Annotated in this window: 17 protein-coding genes; 12 read left to right on the plus strand and 5 right to left on the minus strand. The window is 70.1% G+C overall.

All coding sequences use genetic code 11. The annotated features are described in order from the left end of the window. The first annotated feature begins 25 nt into the window (after positions 1-25). Together pruA and SLUN_RS27990 are read left to right on the plus strand one after the other, a co-directional pair. A complete protein-coding gene (gene pruA / locus SLUN_RS27985) occupies positions 26-1,657 on the plus strand; it encodes an L-glutamate gamma-semialdehyde dehydrogenase (RefSeq protein ID WP_108152764.1) in 1,632 nt (543 codons plus the stop codon). Positions 1,658-1,766: 109 nt separating this feature from the next. Next, positions 1,767-2,006 carry a hypothetical protein gene (locus SLUN_RS27990; protein ID WP_108152765.1) on the plus strand — a complete coding sequence of 80 codons (240 nt, stop codon included), beginning with the start codon at positions 1,767-1,769 and terminating at the stop codon, positions 2,004-2,006. A 67-nt stretch (positions 2,007-2,073) separates the two neighbouring features. On the opposite strand, the gene SLUN_RS27995 is transcribed toward SLUN_RS27990, so the two are convergent. Continuing rightward, positions 2,074-2,430, minus strand: coding sequence for an ArsR/SmtB family transcription factor (locus tag SLUN_RS27995; RefSeq protein WP_175312999.1), 357 nt, complete (start codon positions 2,428-2,430; stop codon positions 2,074-2,076). Continuing rightward, positions 2,427-2,882 carry an SRPBCC family protein gene (locus SLUN_RS28000; protein WP_175313001.1) on the minus strand — a complete coding sequence of 152 codons (456 nt, stop codon included), beginning with the start codon at positions 2,880-2,882 and terminating at the stop codon, positions 2,427-2,429. Before SLUN_RS28000 ends, SLUN_RS27995 begins: the two co-directional genes overlap by 4 nt. 147 nt (positions 2,883-3,029) lie before the next feature. Here SLUN_RS28000 and SLUN_RS28005 point away from each other — a divergent pair, with 147 nt between their 5' ends. Both SLUN_RS28005 and SLUN_RS41555 read left to right on the plus strand, forming a co-directional pair. Continuing rightward, complete coding sequence (locus SLUN_RS28005) at positions 3,030-3,578, plus strand: GNAT family N-acetyltransferase (RefSeq protein WP_108152767.1); 549 nt, start codon at positions 3,030-3,032, stop codon at positions 3,576-3,578. A 267-nt stretch (positions 3,579-3,845) separates the two neighbouring features. After that, entirely contained in the window at positions 3,846-3,977 is a 132-nt protein-coding gene (locus SLUN_RS41555) for a hypothetical protein (RefSeq protein WP_108152768.1), read from the plus strand. Between the two features lie 43 nt (positions 3,978-4,020). On the opposite strand, the gene SLUN_RS28015 is transcribed toward SLUN_RS41555, so the two are convergent. Then, entirely contained in the window at positions 4,021-5,610 is a 1,590-nt protein-coding gene (locus SLUN_RS28015) for a purple acid phosphatase family protein (RefSeq protein WP_179955304.1), read from the minus strand. A gap of 200 nt (positions 5,611-5,810) precedes the next feature. Between SLUN_RS28015 and SLUN_RS28025 the strand changes: the two genes are divergently transcribed. Together SLUN_RS28025 and SLUN_RS28030 are read left to right on the plus strand one after the other, a co-directional pair. Then, complete coding sequence (locus tag SLUN_RS28025; protein ID WP_108152771.1) at positions 5,811-6,854, plus strand: 3-isopropylmalate dehydrogenase; 1,044 nt, start codon at positions 5,811-5,813, stop codon at positions 6,852-6,854. A 243-nt stretch (positions 6,855-7,097) separates the two neighbouring features. Then, positions 7,098-8,186, plus strand: a complete 1,089-nt coding sequence (locus tag SLUN_RS28030) for a branched-chain amino acid aminotransferase (protein ID WP_108152772.1) — start codon at positions 7,098-7,100, stop codon at positions 8,184-8,186. A 72-nt stretch (positions 8,187-8,258) separates the two neighbouring features. Here the strand turns inward: SLUN_RS28030 and SLUN_RS28035 are convergent, their stop codons facing one another. Beyond that, positions 8,259-9,674, minus strand: a complete 1,416-nt coding sequence (locus SLUN_RS28035; protein WP_108152773.1) for a cytosine permease — start codon at positions 9,672-9,674, stop codon at positions 8,259-8,261. Positions 9,675-9,825: 151 nt separating this feature from the next. Between SLUN_RS28035 and ureA the strand changes: the two genes are divergently transcribed. From ureA to cimA, 5 genes are all read left to right on the plus strand, one after another. Continuing rightward, on the plus strand, positions 9,826-10,512 hold the full coding sequence (gene ureA / locus SLUN_RS28040; protein ID WP_108152774.1) for an urease subunit gamma: 687 nt from the start codon (positions 9,826-9,828) through the stop codon (positions 10,510-10,512). Next, entirely contained in the window at positions 10,512-12,194 is a 1,683-nt protein-coding gene (locus SLUN_RS28045) for an urease subunit alpha (protein WP_108152775.1), read from the plus strand. Before ureA ends, SLUN_RS28045 begins: the two co-directional genes overlap by 1 nt. A 25-nt stretch (positions 12,195-12,219) precedes the next feature. Further along, positions 12,220-13,239: an agmatine deiminase family protein gene (locus SLUN_RS28050; protein ID WP_108152776.1), complete on the plus strand. Its 1,020-nt coding sequence runs from the start codon at positions 12,220-12,222 to the stop codon at positions 13,237-13,239. A gap of 75 nt (positions 13,240-13,314) precedes the next feature. Continuing rightward, positions 13,315-13,938 carry a TetR/AcrR family transcriptional regulator gene (locus SLUN_RS28055; RefSeq protein WP_108152777.1) on the plus strand — a complete coding sequence of 208 codons (624 nt, stop codon included), beginning with the start codon at positions 13,315-13,317 and terminating at the stop codon, positions 13,936-13,938. A 346-nt stretch (positions 13,939-14,284) separates the two neighbouring features. Then, positions 14,285-15,883 carry a citramalate synthase gene (gene cimA, locus SLUN_RS28060; RefSeq protein WP_108152778.1) on the plus strand — a complete coding sequence of 533 codons (1,599 nt, stop codon included), beginning with the start codon at positions 14,285-14,287 and terminating at the stop codon, positions 15,881-15,883. A 49-nt stretch (positions 15,884-15,932) separates the two neighbouring features. On the opposite strand, the gene SLUN_RS28065 is transcribed toward cimA, so the two are convergent. Beyond that, positions 15,933-17,804: an RICIN domain-containing protein gene (locus SLUN_RS28065; protein WP_108152779.1), complete on the minus strand. Its 1,872-nt coding sequence runs from the start codon at positions 17,802-17,804 to the stop codon at positions 15,933-15,935. A gap of 265 nt (positions 17,805-18,069) precedes the next feature. Between SLUN_RS28065 and SLUN_RS28070 the strand changes: the two genes are divergently transcribed. Further along, positions 18,070-19,050 carry a LacI family DNA-binding transcriptional regulator gene (locus SLUN_RS28070; RefSeq protein ID WP_108152780.1) on the plus strand — a complete coding sequence of 327 codons (981 nt, stop codon included), beginning with the start codon at positions 18,070-18,072 and terminating at the stop codon, positions 19,048-19,050. The last annotated feature ends 83 nt before the right edge of the window (positions 19,051-19,133 follow it).

Genomic DNA, 19,133 nt, shown 5'->3' on the forward strand with positions numbered 1-19,133 from the left:
CCCTCACAAAGGAGTATCGGAACTCATGGACGCTGTGACCCAGGTCCCCGCCCCGGTCAACGAGCCGGTGCACAGCTACGCTCCCGGCAGCCCCGAGCGCGCCCGCCTGGAGGTCAAGCTCAAGGAGCTGGCCGAGAACCCGATCGAGCTGCCGATGACGATCGGCGGCGTCAGGCGGATGGGCGGCGGCGAGCGCTTCGACGTCGTACAGCCGCACAATCACAAGGCCGTCATCGGTACGTTCGCCGGTGCCACGCAGCAGGACGCGCAGGACGCGGTCGACGCCGCGCTCGCCGCCGCGCCCGCCTGGCGTGCCATGTCCTTCGACGACCGCGCCGCGATCATCCTGCGCGCGGCCGAGCTGCTGGCGGGCCCGTGGCGCGAGACGCTCGCCGCCTCCACCATGCTGGGCCAGTCGAAGACCGCGCAGCAGGCCGAGATCGACACCCCCTGCGAGCTCGTCGACTTCTGGCGCTTCAACGTCAAGTACGCCCGTGACCTGCTCGCCGAGCAGCCGCCGGCGAACTCGCCGGGCGTGTGGAACCGGCTGGACCACCGTCCGCTCGAGGGCTTCGTCTACGCGATCACGCCCTTCAACTTCACCGCGATCGCGGGCAACCTGCCGACGGCCCCGGCTCTCATGGGCAACGTCGTCGTCTGGAAGCCGTCCCCGACGCAGACCCACGCCGCCGTGCTGCTGATGCGGCTCCTGGAGGAGGCCGGTCTGCCCAAGGGCGTCATCAACCTGGTGACGGGCGACGGCATCGCCGTCTCCGAGGTGGCCCTCAACCACCCCGAGCTGGCCGGTATCCACTTCACCGGCTCGACCAAGACCTTCCAGCACCTGTGGAAGACGGTCGGCAGCAACATCGAGAAGTACCGCTCCTACCCGCGGATCGTCGGCGAGACGGGCGGCAAGGACTTCGTGGTCGCCCACCCGAGCGCCGACCGCGCGGTGCTGAAGACCGCGCTGACCCGTGGCTCCTTCGAGTTCCAGGGCCAGAAGTGCTCGGCGTCCTCGCGTGCGTACGTCCCCGCCTCGATCTGGAACTCCGGCTTCAAGGAGGAGTTCGCGGCCGAGGTCGACGGCATCACCATGGGTGATGTCACGGACCTGACGAACTTCATGGGCGCCGTGATCGACGAGCGCGCCTTCGCGAAGAACAAGGCCGCGATCGACCGGGCCGCCGCCGACCCGAGCTGCACGATCGTCGCCGGTGGCACCTACGACGACTCGGTCGGCTACTTCGTGCGCCCGACCGTCGTCGCGTGCTCGGACCCGGGCAACGAGGTCTTCACGACCGAGTACTTCGGCCCGTTCCTCGCCGTGCACGTCTACGAGGACGACCAGTACGACGCCATGTTGGAGCAGATGGAGTCGGTGTCGGCCTACGCCCTGACCGGCGCGGTCATCGCCAACGACCGTGCGGCGGCGGCGTACACGATGGAGAAGCTGCGGTACGCCGCGGGCAACTTCTACATCAACGACAAGTCGACCGGCGCGGTGGTCGGCCAGCAGCCCTTCGGCGGCGGCCGCGCGTCCGGTACGAACGACAAGGCGGGCGCCCCGCAGAACCTGATGCGCTGGACGCTGACCCGCGCGATCAAGGAGACGCTGGTCGCGCCGACGGATTACCCGTACCCGCACATGGGCTGAGACTCGCCCCTCTCGTGACTCCGCCCCCGCCCGGCCCCCACGCCGGCCGGGGGCGGTCCACGTTCGGCGGGTCTACGCTGCTGGAAGGGGGCGTAGGAAGGAGGGTGTGATGCCTGGTTCCACGACGCTGGGCGGCGGACACGGGGCCGACTCGATCGAGCACACCGATGCCGTCCGGCTGGCTTCCGTACTAGGGGAGTTGAGCGGGCTGCTGGCGGTGGACGGACCGAACCGCCTCACCGATGCGCAGGTCTCCGCGCTGTGCGGGGGAGAGGTGCATCACCGGCAGGAGTTCGCCGGATGGATCGAGCGGGTTGCGCGGGAGCTGAGCCGGAGGGTGTCGGCGTAGCCCGGCGACTACGGGGTGTCCGCGCCGGGGACGACCCGGCGTCCGCGCAAGATCCAGACGAAAGACCCTAGTCCCCGGCGCCCTGATCCGCCTCGGAGGCCTCGGCCAGGCGCTTGATCGCCGACAGCCGGCTGTCCCAGTCCGAGGCGACGCGGTCCATCCACCGGGCCGTCACGACGAGCCGCGCCGGCAGGACCGTGTAGCGCGCTTCGCGGCCCTCCCGGTGCCCGGCCACCAGGCCGGCCCGGGTCAGGACCGCGAGATGCTTCACGATCGCCTGCCGGCTGACGGGCAGCTCCGTAGCCAGGACCGTGGCGGTCGCCTCGCCGTGCGCGGCGAGGGCGTCCAGTATCCGGCGGCGGGTCGGGTCCGCCAGCGCGGACAGGACCTCCGTCACGGCGTCCTGGTCTGTGCCCGCCGTCATGCGGCCAGTCGCTCCGCGTACTGCTTGATGTTGCCCATCTGCTCGGTCCAGCCGCTCGAGTGGCTCTCGTATCCGGCGGTGCCGACCCTGTCCTCGGGGATGACGAGGTCGGCGAACCCGGTCTCCACGACGCGCAGATGGGTGCCTTCGCCGTCCGGCGTGAGCGTGAACTCCACCAGGGTGGAGTTTCCCTCGACGGCCTGCTCCCCGGGGTGGGCGCTGGCCCAGCGGTACGAGAAGTGGTGCGGCGGGTCGACCTTCACGATCGTGGTCGGGAACTGCCCGTACTCGCCGTGGTCGAAGTGCATGGTCCCGCCGGGGCGCAGGTCGACCGGGGTGGGCTTGCCCTGTCCGAACCATGAGCCGACGTGCTCGGGCTCGGTGAGCACCGCCCACACGCGCTCGACCGGTGCGGCGATGGTGATGTCCCGTTCGATCCGGTCCTCGCTCATGATCTCAGCCTCCTGTTCGACGATGACGTGCTACCCAATGGTTGCACGTCATCGTCGAAAGGTGCAACCCATTGGTTGCGCGAGTTGCCGGGGACGATCCACGGAGGTGCGGGTCCTGTCCCGGGCGGGTAGGGGAGGATGCCCCGCATGAGTGAGTCGTCGTCGCCCCGCACCGCCCACACCTTCGAGCTCAGCACCGCCGAACTCCTCGACATCCGCGGACTCTTGACGCGCGCCTTCCATGGCGACTTCGGCGACCAGGACTGGGACCACTCCCTGGGCGGAGTCCATGCCCTGGTGTACGAGGACGGCGTGCTCGTCGCCCACGGCAGCGTCATCCAGCGCCGCGTGATCCACACCCGCCGCTCCCTGCGCGTCGGGTACGTCGAGGCCGTGGCCGTACGCCCCGACCGGCGCCGCCGCGGGCTCGGCGGGCTCGTGATGGACACGCTGGAGCGGGTGATCGACGGGGCGTACGAGTTCGGCGCGCTCTCCGCGTCCGACGACGGCGCCGAGCTCTACCGGGCGCGCGGCTGGCAGGTCTGGGAGGGCCGGATCGAGGCGCTCGGCCCCGACGGGGTGGTGCACCTCCCGGACGAGGAGGGCAGCACGTACCTCCGCCCGGCGGTGAACCGTCCCCTCCCGGAGCCGTCCGGCGCGCTGATCTTCGACTGGCGCGACGGCGACGTCCTGTAGCCCCGCCCGCCCGGCGTTCACAGCGCCCCCGCAATCCCGAGGCGTACGAGGGCTCGGACTTTGCCTGGCGTCTCAGATAGTAGGAAGTCCGAGTAATCGTGGAGACAGAAGCGCGTACCTGTCCTAGCTTTGTAGAAGCCGAACGTCTCGCTCGATCCAGCGAATGGCGGCCGTGAGCACGTGCCCGTGAGCAGGCAACCCCTGCGGCACCGCTCCCCGCCCCTTCCGGCGCCTCGAATCATCCGTGATCTCAAGGAGTCGATCACCATGCCCGAGACGACCGCACGCCGCCGCGTCCGCCACTCCTCGCGTTCGAGTGAGTCGGACCGCAAGAATGCCGCCGCCGCCCTGCAGCGAGCCCTCGACCGCAGGGACAACGGCGGCTCCACCGGCCACTGAGCCTGTTCAGCGAGCCTGTTCAGGACATCGAGGCCTCAGGACCTCAGGACCTCTTGATCTCGAAGTAGTCGATGCGCTCGCCGCTCTCGGCGAGCGCGGAGACCTTCAGCTTCGGGGCCGTACCGGACTCCGCCTCCACCGCGAGGAAGGAGAAGCCGGTGTAGCGCACGCGCGACCACTGCACCGTGTCCGGGTCGGGCAGCCGCAGCTTGGTCCAGTGGAAGGTCAGGATGGTGTCGTGGTCATGGACATTGCCCTCGTAGCTGTCCTTGACCCCGAGCCCGAAGCTGTAGAGATCCTTGCCGGCGCCGCCCGCCGTGACGTACACGATGCCGTCCCGCGTCGGGTCGGTGGACGCCCCGATCGGCACCGGCTTTCCGACCTCGCCGCCCTTGATGGCGTCCGTCCGCTCGTAGACGTGGTTGTGCCCGTTGATCACCAGGTCGACCTCGTGCTTGGTGAAGAGCGGCAGCCAGGCGTCGCGCACCCCGCCGTCCGAGGCGTGGGTCGACGTCGAGTACATGCAGTGGTGGAAGAAGACCACCACGAAGTCGATCCCGGGCTGCGCCCGCAGCTCGCCCAGGCGCTTGTCGAGCCAGGCGGTCTGCTTGCCGTCCGTGTAGCCCTTGTTGGCGGGGATCTCGTACGAGACGTCATTGGCGTCCAGCGCCACGACGCCCACATTGCCGTACGTGAACGAGTACACGCCCGGAGCGTTGTGCGCGTCCGGGCCGTTCTTGGGCAGCGACCAGCGGGCTGACTGACCGCCGTAGCCGTTCGGCGAGTACCAGGCCTCCATGTCGTGATTGCCGGTGGTCACCATCCACGGCACCCGCGAGGCCACACTCTCCGTCTGCGCCAGGAACTGGTCCCACACACGGGCGTCGTAGGTGTCCGACTCCTTGCCCTGCCCGCTGCTGTCCGCGTAGCAGATGTCACCCGCGTGCAGATGGAACGAAGGGTTCTGGCCGAGGATCAACTGGTCGTTGGCGAGGGCGTGGTAGCTCACGCCCTGGTCCCCGAAGGCGGTGAAGACGAACTTCTCGGGCGCCGCCGGAGCCGTACGGAACGAGCCGATCGTGGACATCCGCTCGGGCGCCGCCGGGTCGAAGCCGTCGTGTCCGACCCCGTAGTAGTACGTCTTCCCCGGCGTCAGCCCGTCCAGGCCCACATGCAGGTAGTACTGGTCGACGGCCGGCAGCTTCCTGGAGAGCGAGGGCGTGTGCAGGGCGCGCACCTCGGCCTCGATCTTCCGGCTCAGCTCCCAGGGCTTCAGGCCGACGCGCAGGTACGGCTTCTTCACCGCGAAGGGCACCTGCCACGAGATCCGCATCTGGGTCTTCGGGTCGGCGCCGAAGGCGAGATGCCGCCCGAACGGCGCGACCATCGAGCCGTCCACCGCCGCCGTCGCGGGAGCCGTGGCCAACTCGGGGGATGCCGCACTCGCGGTGGACGCACGGCCCAGCAGCAGTCCGCCGCCGCCCGCGACCCCCGCCGCGAGCCCGCCGGCCAGCGCGCCGCGACGGGACAGCTTGGGGCGTGCGTGCCTGGCGCGCAGATACTCGTGCTGTTCCGGCATGCTCATGCGGCGGGCGAGCTGCTCGGGGACGCCGAGGTGGGGGGTTTCAGCCATGGCGTCGAACTTGTCAGTAACTTCGAACTCCAGCCCAGACTTTGGGTGAACGATTCACAAACTTCCCACCAGGGGCTCCGCCCCGGACCGCGCCCCGGCCCCCGCGCCTCAAGCGCCGGCGGCGCTGGATTCTCCGCCGGTCGCAGTCCAGATCGTGGACGTCACATGTCATGGGGTGGGACGCGGAGTAGGGTGCCGCTATGTCTCGCAGCCTCAATCTCGCAGTGATCCCCGGTGACGGCATCGGCCAGGAGGTCGTGGCTCAGGGCTTGAAGGTCCTCGCCTCTGTCCTCCCGCAGGATGTGAAGCTGGAGACCAAGGAGTACGACCTCGGCGCCCAGCGCTGGCACCGCACGGGAGAGACCCTCCCGGACGCGGAGCTCGACTCCCTCAAGAACCACGACGCGATCCTGCTCGGCGCGATCGGCGACCCGTCCGTGCCGTCCGGTGTGCTGGAGCGCGGGCTGCTGCTCAAGCTGCGCTTCGCCTTCGACCACTACGTCAACCTGCGTCCGTCGAAGCTGTTCCCCAACACCGCGACGCCGCTGGCCGGCCGCCCCGACATCGACTTCGTGGTCGTCCGCGAGGGCACCGAGGGTCCGTACACGGGCAACGGCGGTTCCCTGCGCACCGGGACGCCCGCCGAGGTCGCCACCGAGGTCAGCGTCAACACGGCGTACGGCGTGGAGCGCGTCGTCCGTGACGCGTACGAGCGGGCCGACTCCCGTCCCCGCAAGAAGCTGACGCTGGTCCACAAGAACAACGTTCTCGTGTACGCCGGTCACCTGTGGAAGAACATCTTCGACAAGGTCGGCCAGGAGTACCCCGAGGTCAGCACCGACTATCTGCACGTCGACGCCGCGACGATCTTCTTCGTCACCCAGCCGGAGCGCTTCGACGTCATCGTCACCGACAACCTTTTCGGTGACATTCTCACCGACCTCGCCGCGGCCGTGACCGGCGGCATCGGCCTGGCCGCGTCCGGCAATATCAACCCGACGGGTGCCTTCCCGTCGATGTTCGAGCCCGTCCACGGCTCCGCGCCCGACATCGCGGGCACGGGCAAGGCGGACCCGACGGCGACGATCCTCTCTGTCGCCCTCCTGCTGCGGCACCTCGGCTTCGAGGCCGAGGCGGTGCGCATCGAGGAGGCCGTCTCCGCCGACCTCGCGGAGCGCGACGGTGCCACGGCCCGTACGACGGACCAGATCGGCGACGCGCTCGCGGTACGAGTAGCGAGCTGACCCTTCGGTTCTCCTGCAGCCGCCGGGTCGCACTCGCACCCGGCGGCTTCTCCTGTGCGGCCTCCGGGTGTCACCATCAACCCTGGACCGCATTCACCCCCGTTTCTTGCACGGCTTCATGCACGGTCCCACGCGAGCGATAATCGGACGTGGGCCGCGGCATGCGGGAAGCTCGGACGCCCTGGCAGCAGTAGCGGCGTGAGCGCGGTCCGTCACTAACAACCGGTGAAGGACACTGCACTCATGACGACGCCCACGATCGAGCTCAAGCCCTCTTCGCACCCGCTGTCCGGCGCGGAGCGCGAGGCGATCCTGGCCAGCCCGGGATTCGGCCGCCACTTCACCGATCACATGGTGACGATCAAGTGGACGGAGGGGCGCGGCTGGCACGACGCTCAGCTCGTCCCGTACGCGCCGCTGTCGATCGACCCGGCCAATATGACGCTGCACTACGCGATCGAGATCTTCGAGGGACTGAAGGCCTTCCGCCGTCCCGACGGCTCGGTCGCGACGTTCCGCCCCGAGGCCAACGCCGAGCGCTTCCAGCGGTCGGCGCGCCGGCTGGCGATGCCGGAGCTGCCGGTCGAGACGTTCGTCGAGGCGTGTGACGCGCTGGTCCGGGCGGACATGGCGTGGGTTCCCGCGCACGGCGGGGAGTCCTCGCTCTACCTGCGCCCGTTCATGATCGCGACCGAGGTCGGCCTGGGCGTGCGGCCCGCCAACGAGTACCTCTTCATCGTCATCGCCTCGCCCGCGGGCGCCTACTTCCCCGGTGGCGTCAAGCCGGTCTCCATCTGGCTGTCCGAGGACCGCGTGCGCGCCGTCCCCGGCGGCATGGGCGACGCCAAGACCGGCGGCAATTACGCCGCGTCCCTGCTCGCCCAGGCCGAGGCCGCCGAGAAGGGCTGCGACCAGGTCGCCTACCTCGACGCGGTGGAGCACAAGTGGGTCGAGGAACTGGGCGGCATGAACCTGTACTTCGTGTACGGGGACAAGATCGTCACGCCGGAGCTGACCGGCTCGCTGCTCGCCGGCATCACGCGGGACTCGCTCCTCCAGCTCGCCCAGGACCTCGGCTACAAGTCCGAGGAGGGCCGCGTCTCCATCGACCAGTGGCGTGAGGACACCAAGAACGGCACGCTCACCGAGGTCTTCGCCTGCGGTACGGCCGCGGTGATCACCCCGGTCGGCCTGGTCAAGTCCGCCGGCGGCGACTGGAAGCAGTCGGGCGGCCAGCCGGGCGAGGTCACGCTGCGGCTGCGCAAGGCGCTGCTGGACATCCAGACGGGCAGGTCGCAGGACATCCACGGCTGGACCCACGAGCTGGGTTGAGTCGGCTGGAGTGTTGCTGCGGAGGCCCGCGCTCTGCGATGCGGGGTGCGGGCCTCCGTGCTGTGCGAGGGGTCAGGAGACAGCCACCTCGGGCTCGGGCTCCCGCGTCTGCGACGTGCGCGCGTCGAGGGCCAGGCTGCTCAGGCCGCCCACCAGCCCCGACAGGACGAAGCTGCAGTCCACCCCGCCCGTCAGTGACAGCAGCGGGCCCTCGTACAGTGGGGTCGATACCGCGCACAGGCCCACCGCCGCGCCCAGCGCCCAGCCGGCCGTTGCGCGGGGGTGCCAGCCGGCGCGGAACCAGTAGATGCCGCCCTTGGCGCGGCGGTTGTAGACCTGGAGCGCCTGCGCGTCGTACTCCCCGCCGCACCGGACATGCCCGATCAGCGTGATCACCGCCCACGGCGTGCCGATCGCCGTCAGCAGCAGCACGAACGACGTCATCGCGGACTGCGCGTCCCACGCGAAATGGCCGAGGAAGACGAACGCCGTCGCGACCACGGCCACCACCATCGTGGCCCGCGCCCGCGTCGTCCGCGGCAGGATCGCGTCCAGGTCCAGGCCCATCGAGTACAGCATCAGGCCCGCGTTGCCGATCGATCCCGCCGTCGCCGCCAGCAGCAGCGGGACCAGGTACCAGGCCGGTGACGCGGCAACCAGCGGGCCGGCGTAGTCGAGCGAGGCGCGGGCCGCCAGCCCCGTGTACGTACCGAAGAGCTGCGGGATCAGCAGACCCACCACGAGGCCCAGACACGTCGCGCGCAGTACCCGCCGCGGGCTGTGCCGCAGCGGCGAGATGTAGCGGGTGTAGTCCCCGAGCAGGGTGATGAACGCGATCGGGCCGCTCAGCCCCGCCGCCACCGCGGACAGCAGCCACGTGGGCCAGAAGGAGCCGAGGAGGTACGGGGTGTCCGGCGGAGCGGCCGCGGTGAGGTCGGGGGCGTACGCGATCAGGCCCAGCAGCAGCAGCGCCGTCATGCCGACCGCGAGGACTTTGCTCAGCCGGAGCAGCAGCCGGTAGCCGTACACCGCGCCGATCACCGTGCACGCCGCCAGCAGCGCGTAGACCAGGCCGTGCGCCGCCCCGCCCGTCGGCAGCCCGGCGATCCGCGCCAGCGTGCCGACCATCACGTCCCCGCCGATCCACAGCGTCAGCGCGGTGTAGCCGAGCGAGAGCAGCAGGCCGACGACCGAGCCGACGAGCCGCCCCCGTACCCCGAACGCGGCGCCGCTCGACGTCGACAGATTCGTCGCGGTGCGCAGCGAGATCAGCGCGAGCGGCGCGGTGACGGCCACGCCGACGACCGTTCCGGCGACGATCGAGGTGACGGCCGGCCACAGGCCGAGACCGAAGGAGACCGGAAGCCAGCCGAAGACGATGACGCCCAGGCACAGGTTCGACCCCAGCAGGATCGAGATGAGATCTCGCGGAGTACTGGTGCGCTCCGCGTCCGGGATGGTGTCGACTCCGCGCTGTTCTATCGGCATGAGGGCGCCCCTGACGCTCGACTGTTCGAGTGACCGTGTGAGTAACTCTTTGAGTGCCGCTCAATGTGACGGAGGCACTGCTCGTACGTCAATGCTTCCGTGAAAAGAAACTCAAGGTTAGAGTGTCGTTCAAACAGGGAGGTGTGGTGACGTGCGACTGACCCCGACCGAGCGCGACCGGCTGCTGCTCTTCGGCGCCGCCGAACTGGCGCGGGCCCGCCGGGCACGCGGCCTCAGGCTCAATGTCCCCGAGGCGACCGCGCTCATCGCGGACACCGTCTGCGAGGCGGCCCGCGACGGCAGACGGCTCGCGGAGGCGATCGAGGCGGCCCGCAGTGTGCTCGGCCCCGACGATGTGCTGCCCGGTGTGGCGGATGTGGTCACCGAGGTCCATGTGGAGGCCGTTTTTGACGACGGGTCACGGCTCGCCGTGGTCTCGCAGCCCATCGGCGGCAGCGGACTGGGCGACGGTGCCCCCGGAGCCGTACTCCCCGCCCAGCCGCACGCCGACCCCGAGCCGGTCCTCACACTCACCGTGCGCAACACCGCCGCCGTCCCCGTCAGCGTCACCTCGCACTTCCACTTCTTCGAGGCGAACCCGCGTCTCGACTTCGACCGCGCCGCGGCGTACGGCATGCGGCTCTGCGTCCCCGCCGGGTCCTCCGTCCGCTTCGACCCGGGCGGCCGGGCCGAGGTCGGCCTGCTGCCCATCGGCGGCGACCGGATCGCCATCGGCTTCGCCGGCCTCGTCGACGGCCCGCTGGACGGGCCCGGCGCGAAGGAGGAGGCCCTGCGGCGCGCTGCGGCCTGCGGCTATCTGGGAACCGAGGACGCCTGATGGACCCCTACGAGTACGCATCGGTGCACGGCCCGCGCGCAGGCGACCGGGTCGTCCTCGGCGACTCCGGGCTCGTCGTCCGCGTCGAGTCGGACGCGCAGAAGCCGGGTGAGGAGTTCCTCGCCGGCTTCGGCAAGACCGCGCGCGACGGGCTGCATCTCAAGGCCGCCGCCGTGCGCGAGACCTGCGATGTCGTCATCAGCAACGTGCTTGTCATCGACGCCGTCCAGGGCATCCGCAAGGTGTCGGTCGGCATTCGTGAAGGCCGGATCCACGCCATCGGAAGGGCCGGCAACCCGGACACCCTCGACGGTGTCGACGTCGTCGTCGGTACGGGCACGAGCATCGTCTCCGGCGAGGGCCTGATCGCCACCGCCGGCGCCGTCGACACCCACGTCCATCTGCTCTCGCCGCGCGTCATGGAGGCCTCGCTCGCCTCCGGCGTCACCACCGTCATCGGCCAGGAGTTCGGCCCGGTGTGGGGGGTCGGGGTCAACTCGCCCTGGGCGCTGCGCCACGCCTTCAACGCCTTCGACGCCTGGCCCGTCAACATCGGCTTCCTGGCGCGCGGCTCCTCCTCCGACGCCGCGCCCCTCGTCGAGGCGCTCGCCGAGGGCGGCGCGTCCGGCTTCAAGGTGCACGAGGACATGGGCGCGCACACCCGCGCGCTGGACACCGCGCTGCGTGTCGCCGAGGAGCACGACGTACAGGTCGCCCTGCACAGCGACGGCCTGAACGAATGCCTGTCGGTCGAGGACACCCTGGGGGTCCTGGACGGCCGTACGATCCACGCCTTCCACATCGAGGGCTGCGGCGGCGGACACGTACCGAACGTGCTCAAGATGGCGGGCGTGGCGAACGTCATCGGCTCCTCGACCAACCCGACCCTGCCCTTCGGCCGGGACGCGGTCGCCGAGCACTACGGGATGATCGTCTCCGTACACGACCTCAAGACCGACCTGCCCGGCGACGCCGCCATGGCCCGCGACCGGATCAGGGCCGGGACGATGGGCGCCGAGGACGTGCTGCACGACCTCGGCGTGATCGGGATCACCTCCTCGGACGCGCAGGGGATGGGGCGCGCGGGCGAGACCGTACGCCGCACCTTCGCCATGGCCGGGAAGATGAAGGCCGAGCTCGGCCCGATGGAGGGCGACGGCGCGAACGACGACAACGCGCGCGTACTGCGCTATGTGGCCAAGCTGACGATCAACCCCGCGATCGCGCACGGTCTCGCGCACGAGATCGGCTCCATCGAGGTGGGCAAGCTCGCCGACATCGTGCTGTGGCGGCCGCAGTTCTTCGGGGCGAAGCCGCAGCTCGTACTGAAGTCGGGCTTCCCGGCGTACGGGGTGACGGGCGACCCCAATGCCGCCACCGACACCTGCGAACCGCTCGTCCTGGGACCGCAGTTCGGGTCGTACGGCGCCACCCCCGCGGACATCTCGGTCGCCTTCGTTGCCAAGGCCGCGACCGAGCTGGGCTCCGACCACATGCCCACGCGCCGCCGCCGGGTCGCCGTACGCGGCACGCGCGGCATCGGCCCGGCCGATCTGCGGCTCAACTCCCGGATCGGCGCGGTGGGGGTGGACGGCCGCAGCGGCCTGGTCACCCTCGACGGCGACCCGGTCCGCTCCGAGCCCGCCGACTCCGTCTCCCTCAACCGCCTCTACTTCCTGTAGACAACACAGCCTCTAGGGATCCCTGATGACCTTCCGCATGCCGCCCGAGTGGGCCCCGCACGAGCGCACCTGGATGGCCTGGCCGGGCCCCAATGTCACCTTCTCCGGCGAGGACCTCGCCGGGTCCCGCCGTGCCTGGGCGTCCGTCGCCCGGGCCGTACGCCGCTTCGAGCCGGTCACCATGGTCGTGGGCCCGGGCCAGTCGGATGGCGCCCGCACCCTCCTCGGCCCGGACATCGACCTCGTCGAGCGCGAGCTGGACGACGCCTGGATGCGCGACATCGGCCCGACCTTTGTCACCAACGGGGACCGACTGGCCGCCGTGGACTGGGTGTTCAACGGCTGGGGTGCGCAGGAGTGGGCCAGCTGGGAGCACGACTCGAAGGTCGCCCGCCATGTCGCGGACCTCACCGGAGTGCCCGTCCACAGCTCGCCGCTGGTCAACGAGGGCGGCGGCATCCACGTCGACGGCGAGGGCACGGTCCTGCTCACGGAGACCGTGCAGCTCGGCCCCGAGCGCAACCCGGGCTGGACGAAGGAGGAGGTCGAGGCCGAGATCCACGCCAAGCTCGGCACGACCAAGGCGATCTGGCTGAAGCGCGGCCTCACCGCCGACTACCCGCCGCACGGCTTCGGCACGCTCGGCCATGTCGACATCGTCGCGGCCTTCGCGGGCCCCGGCGTCGTAGTCGCCCACACCCAGCCGGACCCGGCCCACCCCGACCACGAGCTCTGCGAGGAGAACGTGGAGATGCTGAGGCTCCAGACCGACGCGCGGGGCAGCCGCCTCGACGTCGTGGAGGTGCCTGCGCCGACGGTCGTACGGGAGGAGGGCCACGGCTGGGTCGACTACTCGTACATCAACCACTACGTCTGCAACGGCGGCGTGGTGCTGTGCGGTTTCGACGACCCGCGCGACGAGGTCGCGGCGGGAATCTTCCGCCGGCTCTACCCCGGCCGTACGGTCACGCTGGTCGACGCCCGGACGATCTTCGCGGGCGGCGGCGGCATCCACTGCATCACCCAGCAGCAGCCGAAGGTCTGACAGCCCTTCGGCGACGAGCGAGATCAGGTAGAACATACGGGTGAACGAGTTCCTGTGCGTACCGGTGGCTGCCGTATGACGCCCGCCCCGCGCCGCCGCAACGTCGCGCCGCCCCGGGAGTCCGTGCTCGTCGCCGCGATGGCCACCATCGCCGAGCGCGGGCTCGACGGGCTCACCATGGCCGGGCTCGGGCGCGAGGTCGGGATGAGCAGTGGGCATCTCCTCTACTACTTCCGCACCAAGGACGAGCTCCTCCTGCAGACCCTCGAGTGGAGCGAGGGCCGTCTCGGCGCCGCGCGCAGCGCCCTGCTCTCGCGGCAGGCGCCGGTGGCCGAGCGGCTCGACGCGTACGTCGAGCTGTACGTCCCCGACGGGCCCCGCGACCCCCACTGGACGCTCTGGCTCGAGGTCTGGAACCGTTCGCAGAGCGCCGACGCCGACGCGCGTGCCCGGCAGGCGGCGATCGAGGGGGCCTGGCACAGGGACCTCGTCGCACTGCTCGCCGAAGGGATCTCGCGCGGCGAGTTCCGCGCGGTCGACCCCGACCGCTTCGCCGCGCGGCTGCGGGCGCTGCTCGACGGCTTCAGCGTCCATGTCGCGGTGGGCATACCGGGCACGGGCCGCGCCCAAGTCCTGACCCACGTCCGCGATTTCCTCGACGACGCGCTGCTCCCCGAAACAAGCCCCGCCGGCGATTGAGGCGCGGGTCCGGGGCGGAGCCCCCACATGAGCCCGTCCCGGCACCCGGGCGCGGCGCCCGCATGCTGAGATCGCCGCCCGCCCGCCGCACGGCATATGGCACACTGCGACCGTGCTTTCGTTCGCCATGATTATGGGCAGCAAGCGCGCCGGTCCGCAGTGATCGCCTCGTACCACCACCTACGACGCGCTCACCGTGCCCCAGACCCGCGCGCAGACCTCTCGCACCCGCGAGAGGTTTTTTCGTTTTCCGGCCCGACCCCGGCCAGGAACGAACCGCGCGAAGATGGGGGCAAGTGGAGCCAGTACTTCCGGAGCCACGAATCCGACAGGAGTCAATTCAGCCATGACCACGGAGACCGACGACAGCTTCCATGTCTTCGACACGACGCTGCGCGACGGCGCCCAGCGTGAGGGGATCAACCTCACCGTCGCGGACAAGCTGACCATCGCCCGGCACCTGGACGACTTCGGGGTGGGCTTCATCGAGGGCGGCTGGCCCGGCGCCAATCCGCGCGACACGGAGTTCTTCGCCCGTGCCCAGCAGGAGATCACCTTCCGGAACGCACAGCTCGTCGCCTTCGGCGCCACCCGCCGCGCGGGTGCCAAGGCCGACGAGGACGCGCAGGTCAGAGCCCTCCTCGAGTCGGGCGCCCCGGTGATCACGCTGGTTGCCAAGTCGCACGACCGGCATGTGGAGCTGGCGCTGCGGACCACCCTGGAGGAGAACCTGGAGATGGTCCGCGACACCGTCTCCTATCTGCGTGAGCAGGGCCGCCGGGTGTTCGTGGACTGCGAGCACTTCTTCGACGGCTACCGCGCCAATCCTGAGTACGCCAAGTCGGTCGTCCGGACCGCGGCCGACGCCGGCGCCGACGTCGTGATCCTGTGCGACACCAACGGCGGGATGCTTCCAGCGCAGGTCCAGGCCATCGTCGCCACGGTCCTCGCCGACACCGGCGCGAGACTCGGCATCCACGCGCAGGACGACACCGGCTGCGCGGTGGCCAACACGCTGGCCGCCGTCGACGCGGGCGCCACTCACGTCCAGTGCACCGCCAACGGTTACGGCGAGCGCGTCGGCAACGCCAATCTCTTCCCCGTCGTCGCGGCCCTGGAGCTCAAGTACGCCAAGAAGGTGCTGCCCGAGGGCGCGCTCGCCGAGATGACCCGGATCTCGCACGCCATCGCCGAGGTCGTCAACCTCACCCCCTCCACCCACCAGCCGTACGTCGGTGTCTCGGCCTTCGCCCACAAGGCCGGGCTGCACGCATCCGCCATCAAGATCGACCCCGATCTGTACCAGCACATCGACCCCGAGCTGGTCGGCAACACTATGCGGATGCTCGTCTCCGACATGGCCGGCCGCGCGTCCATCGAGCTGAAGGGCAAGGAGCTCGGTATCGACCTCGGCGACGACCGCGAGCTGGTCGGCCGGGTCGTCGAGCGGGTCAAGGAGCGCGAGCTCAGGGGGTACACCTACGAGGCCGCGGACGCTTCCTTCGAGCTGCTGCTGCGCGCCGAGGTGGAGGGCCGGGTCCGCCGTTACTTCCGGGTCGAGTCCTGGCGCGCCATCGTCGAGGACCGGCCCGACGGCACCCACGCCAACGAGGCCACCGTGAAGCTGTGGGCCAAGGGCGAGCGCATCGTCGCCACCGCCGAGGGCAACGGACCGGTCAACGCCCTCGACCGGGCCCTGCGCGTCGGCCTGGAGAAGATCTACCCGCAGCTCGCCAAGATGGAGCTGATCGACTACAAGGTCCGCATCCTCGAGGGCCGCCACGGCACCTCGTCCACCACCCGCGTACTGATCGCAACGGGCGACGGAGGCGGCGAATGGGCGACGGTCGGCGTCGCCGAAAACGTCATCGCCGCCTCCTGGCAGGCCTTGGAGGACGCCTACACCTTCGGTCTGCTGCGCGCCGGCGTCGATCCGGCGGAGTAGCCGGAGCAACCGGAGCAACCGGAGTAACCGGAGCAACCGGACACGGACGTCAGGCCTGGAGCCGCCACTTCTGGTTGGCGGCTCCGGTGCAGGCCCAGATCTGAACCCGGGCCCCGTTCGCCGTCGAATGGTCGGAGACGTCCAGGCACTTGTCCGCCGGGACGTTCACCAGATCGCCGGTGGCCGACTCGTACCGCCACTGCTGCGCGCCCGAACCGTTGCACCCGTACAGCTGGACCTTCGCGCCGTTCGCGGTCGAGGCGCCGGTCACGTCCAGGCACTTGCCGAGCGCCTGGACGGTGCCGTCCGCCTTGACCGTCCAGCGCTGGGCGGTGGAGCCGTTGCAGTCCCAGAGCTGGACGGCGGTGCCGTCCGCGCTGGAGCCGCCCGCCACATCGAGGCACTTGCCGCCCAGGCCGTTCAGGCTGCCGGACGCGTCCCCGCCGTCGGCCTGCGTGCCGGACCAGGTGAAGGTCGCGGAGGTCTTGCCGGGCAGCGAGTAAGTGGCGTGCCGGCCGCCCCAGTTGACCGTGATCGTCTGTGCCGCCGACCCGTCGTTGTACGCGATCAGCGCCTTCGAGCCGTCGGGGTTGCGCCAGGCCACGTTCGGCACGGCCGTGCTCGCCGTCGACGCGATCCGGTGGGCGCCCGGCTTCACGAACTTCGTGAGGTGGCCCATCGTGTAGTACTCGATCGTGTAGTCGACCTGGCCGTGCCGGCCGTCGCCGTTGTGCACGGTGATCAGGCCGTCGCACACCCCGCAGCCGCCGTTGTGCGGACCCCGGTTCTGGTCGACCGCGAGGGACCACTTGGTCACCGACTTGGCCCAGTTACGGGTGTAGTCGACGATGTTGGTCATGTCCTCGCGCTGCTGGTTGGCGATCCAGGTGCCGCCCGAGTGCTCGGTCTGGAAGGCGTCCAGCTGCGGATACCGGTTGTGGACCTCGGTCTGCTTGGCGATGTTCCCGCCGTATCCGTGCCAGGCGACCCCGCCGAAGTTCGGGTGGCTGCGCACCGCCGCGTCATCGACCGTCGGGGCGGCGTACGCGTCGTAGGTGTCCCAGTTCCAGTCGTGCGCCATCACCTTGGTCGGCAGACCCGCGGCCTGGAGCTTCGGCAGCAGCTCGCTCTTGGTGAAGTACGCGAGTCCCGAGCCGTTCCAGCTCATCGACGGGTAACTGTCGCAGCAGGTCGGCTCGTTCTGCGCGGTGACATAGTCGACCGGGATGCCCTGGTCGCGGTAGGCCTGAAGGTACTTCACGAAGTAGTTCGCGTAGGCGCCGTAGTACTCCGACTTCAGCCAGCCGCCGTTGAACTGCCCGCTGTCCTTCATCCAGGCGGGCGCTGTCCACGGCGAGGCCATCGTGGTGAGGGCGGGGTTGAGCTGCTTGGCCTGCTTGGTCAGCGGCAGCACATCGGCGAGATCGTGCGCGATCGAGAACCGCGCCAGTGACGGGTCGGTCTGCCCGGCCGGTACATCGTCGTACGTGTAGCCGAAGCGGGCCAGGTCCGAGCCGCCCATGGGATTACGGACGAAGGAGAGCCCGATTCCCTCGGTGGGGGAGAAGAGCTTCTTCATCGTCTCGTCGCGGGTCGCCTGCGACAGGGCCCCGCTGCCCTTCATCAGCCAGGCCGCGGTGTCCGTGAAGGACGAGCCACCGCCGGTGAAGGTCTGGAATCGGGTGTTCTCGTCGACGGTGATGCTGGTGCCGCTGCCGCCGCTGCCCGCCTGGAAGGTGAGGGGTGTCTGCGGCTGGAGGCCGCGGGTGACATGGCGGCCGCCGGCGTCGTCCGTCGTGGTCAGCCAGATGTTCACCTGTTCGCCCGCGGCCTGCGCGGAGCCGGCCGACAGGCCGGTGAGTCCGGTGGCGGCCAGGGCCGATGCGAGCAGGATTCTGATCGTTCTCGTACGGCGTGCCATGGGCTGGGCCCTCTCTGGCAGAGGTGGGGGGACGAGGCGTGAGTGAACTGCCGTTGGGAACCGTCGTCAAGGGTTTGTGCATTCAGAGCATGAACACACAACACCGTTCACCCGGCCAGAACTTGGGATTCGGCCGATCTCGGTTAGAAGTATTGACGACAGGGCGAGCCGCCGGTTGACTCACGCGCACCGCCGGAACCGGTTGCGGCAGCGGTTCCGGAACCGGTTCCAGCAGCCGTCCCAGCCCTCGACGCGGAGGCCCCCGATGCCCGTCACGATCGCCGACGTCGCACGTGAGGCGGGTGTCAGCAAGACCACCGTGTCCCGCGTCATCAACACCAAGGGCGAGGTCGACGTCGGCACGGCCACCCGCGTTCGTGAAGTGATCGCAAGCCTCGGCTATGTGCCCAGTTCGGGCGCCGTCGGTCTGGCCCGTGGCAGCAGCCGTACGGTCGGCATGCTGACGCCCCCGCTCACCTGGCCGTGGATGGGCGCGGTCCTCCAGGGAGTCGTCGACACGGTCGAGGCCGCCGGCTACGGACTGCTGCTCTTCACCTGCAACCGCGGCGCCGAGTCCGTCGAGCACTTCACCAGCCAGGTCTCCGCCCGCGCCTTCGACGGGCTCCTCGTGATCGAACCCGAGAACACCCTCGGCACCATCACCGCGATGCACCGCAAGGGACTCCCGGTCGTCCTCATCGACGACCGCGGCCACCACCCGGAATTCCCGTCCGTGGCCACCACCAACCGCGAAGGCGCCGCCTCGGCCGCCCGCCATCTGCTCGCCGCCGGCCGCAGCCGCCCCCTGATCATCACCGGCCGCCGCCACTTCGGCTGCGTGGCCGACCGGCTCAAGGGATTCCTCGAGGTCCTGCCGACCGAACTGATCGCCGAGGGCGACTTCACCGAGTTGTCGGGACGGCTCGCGGTGGAGCGGCAACTCGCCACGGGCAGGCACTTCGACTCGGTCTTCGCGCACAACGACCTCAGCGCGGCGGGCGCGCTGCGGGCGCTGCGCTCGGCGGGCCGTTCCGTGCCCGACGACATCGCCGTGGTCGGCTTCGACGACATCCCCATGGCCGAGCACACCGAGCCCCCGCTGACCACCGTCCGTCAGCCCATGCGGGAGATGGGCGAGCGGGCGGCCGGGATGCTGCTGGCCCACCTCGGCGGTGAGGCCGCGCCGGACGAACCGGTCGTCCTCCCAACGGAGTTGATCGTCCGCCGATCAGCGCCGATGCCATGACGGGGCCTTGCCGGGGCTCCGCCCCGGACCCCGTGCCTCAAACGCCGGCGGGGCTGAAATTGCCCGCCCCCGCACCGAAGGAG

Origin of the sequence: Streptomyces lunaelactis, from assembly GCF_003054555.1 — a bacterium.
Classification (GTDB): domain Bacteria; phylum Actinomycetota; class Actinomycetes; order Streptomycetales; family Streptomycetaceae; genus Streptomyces; species Streptomyces lunaelactis.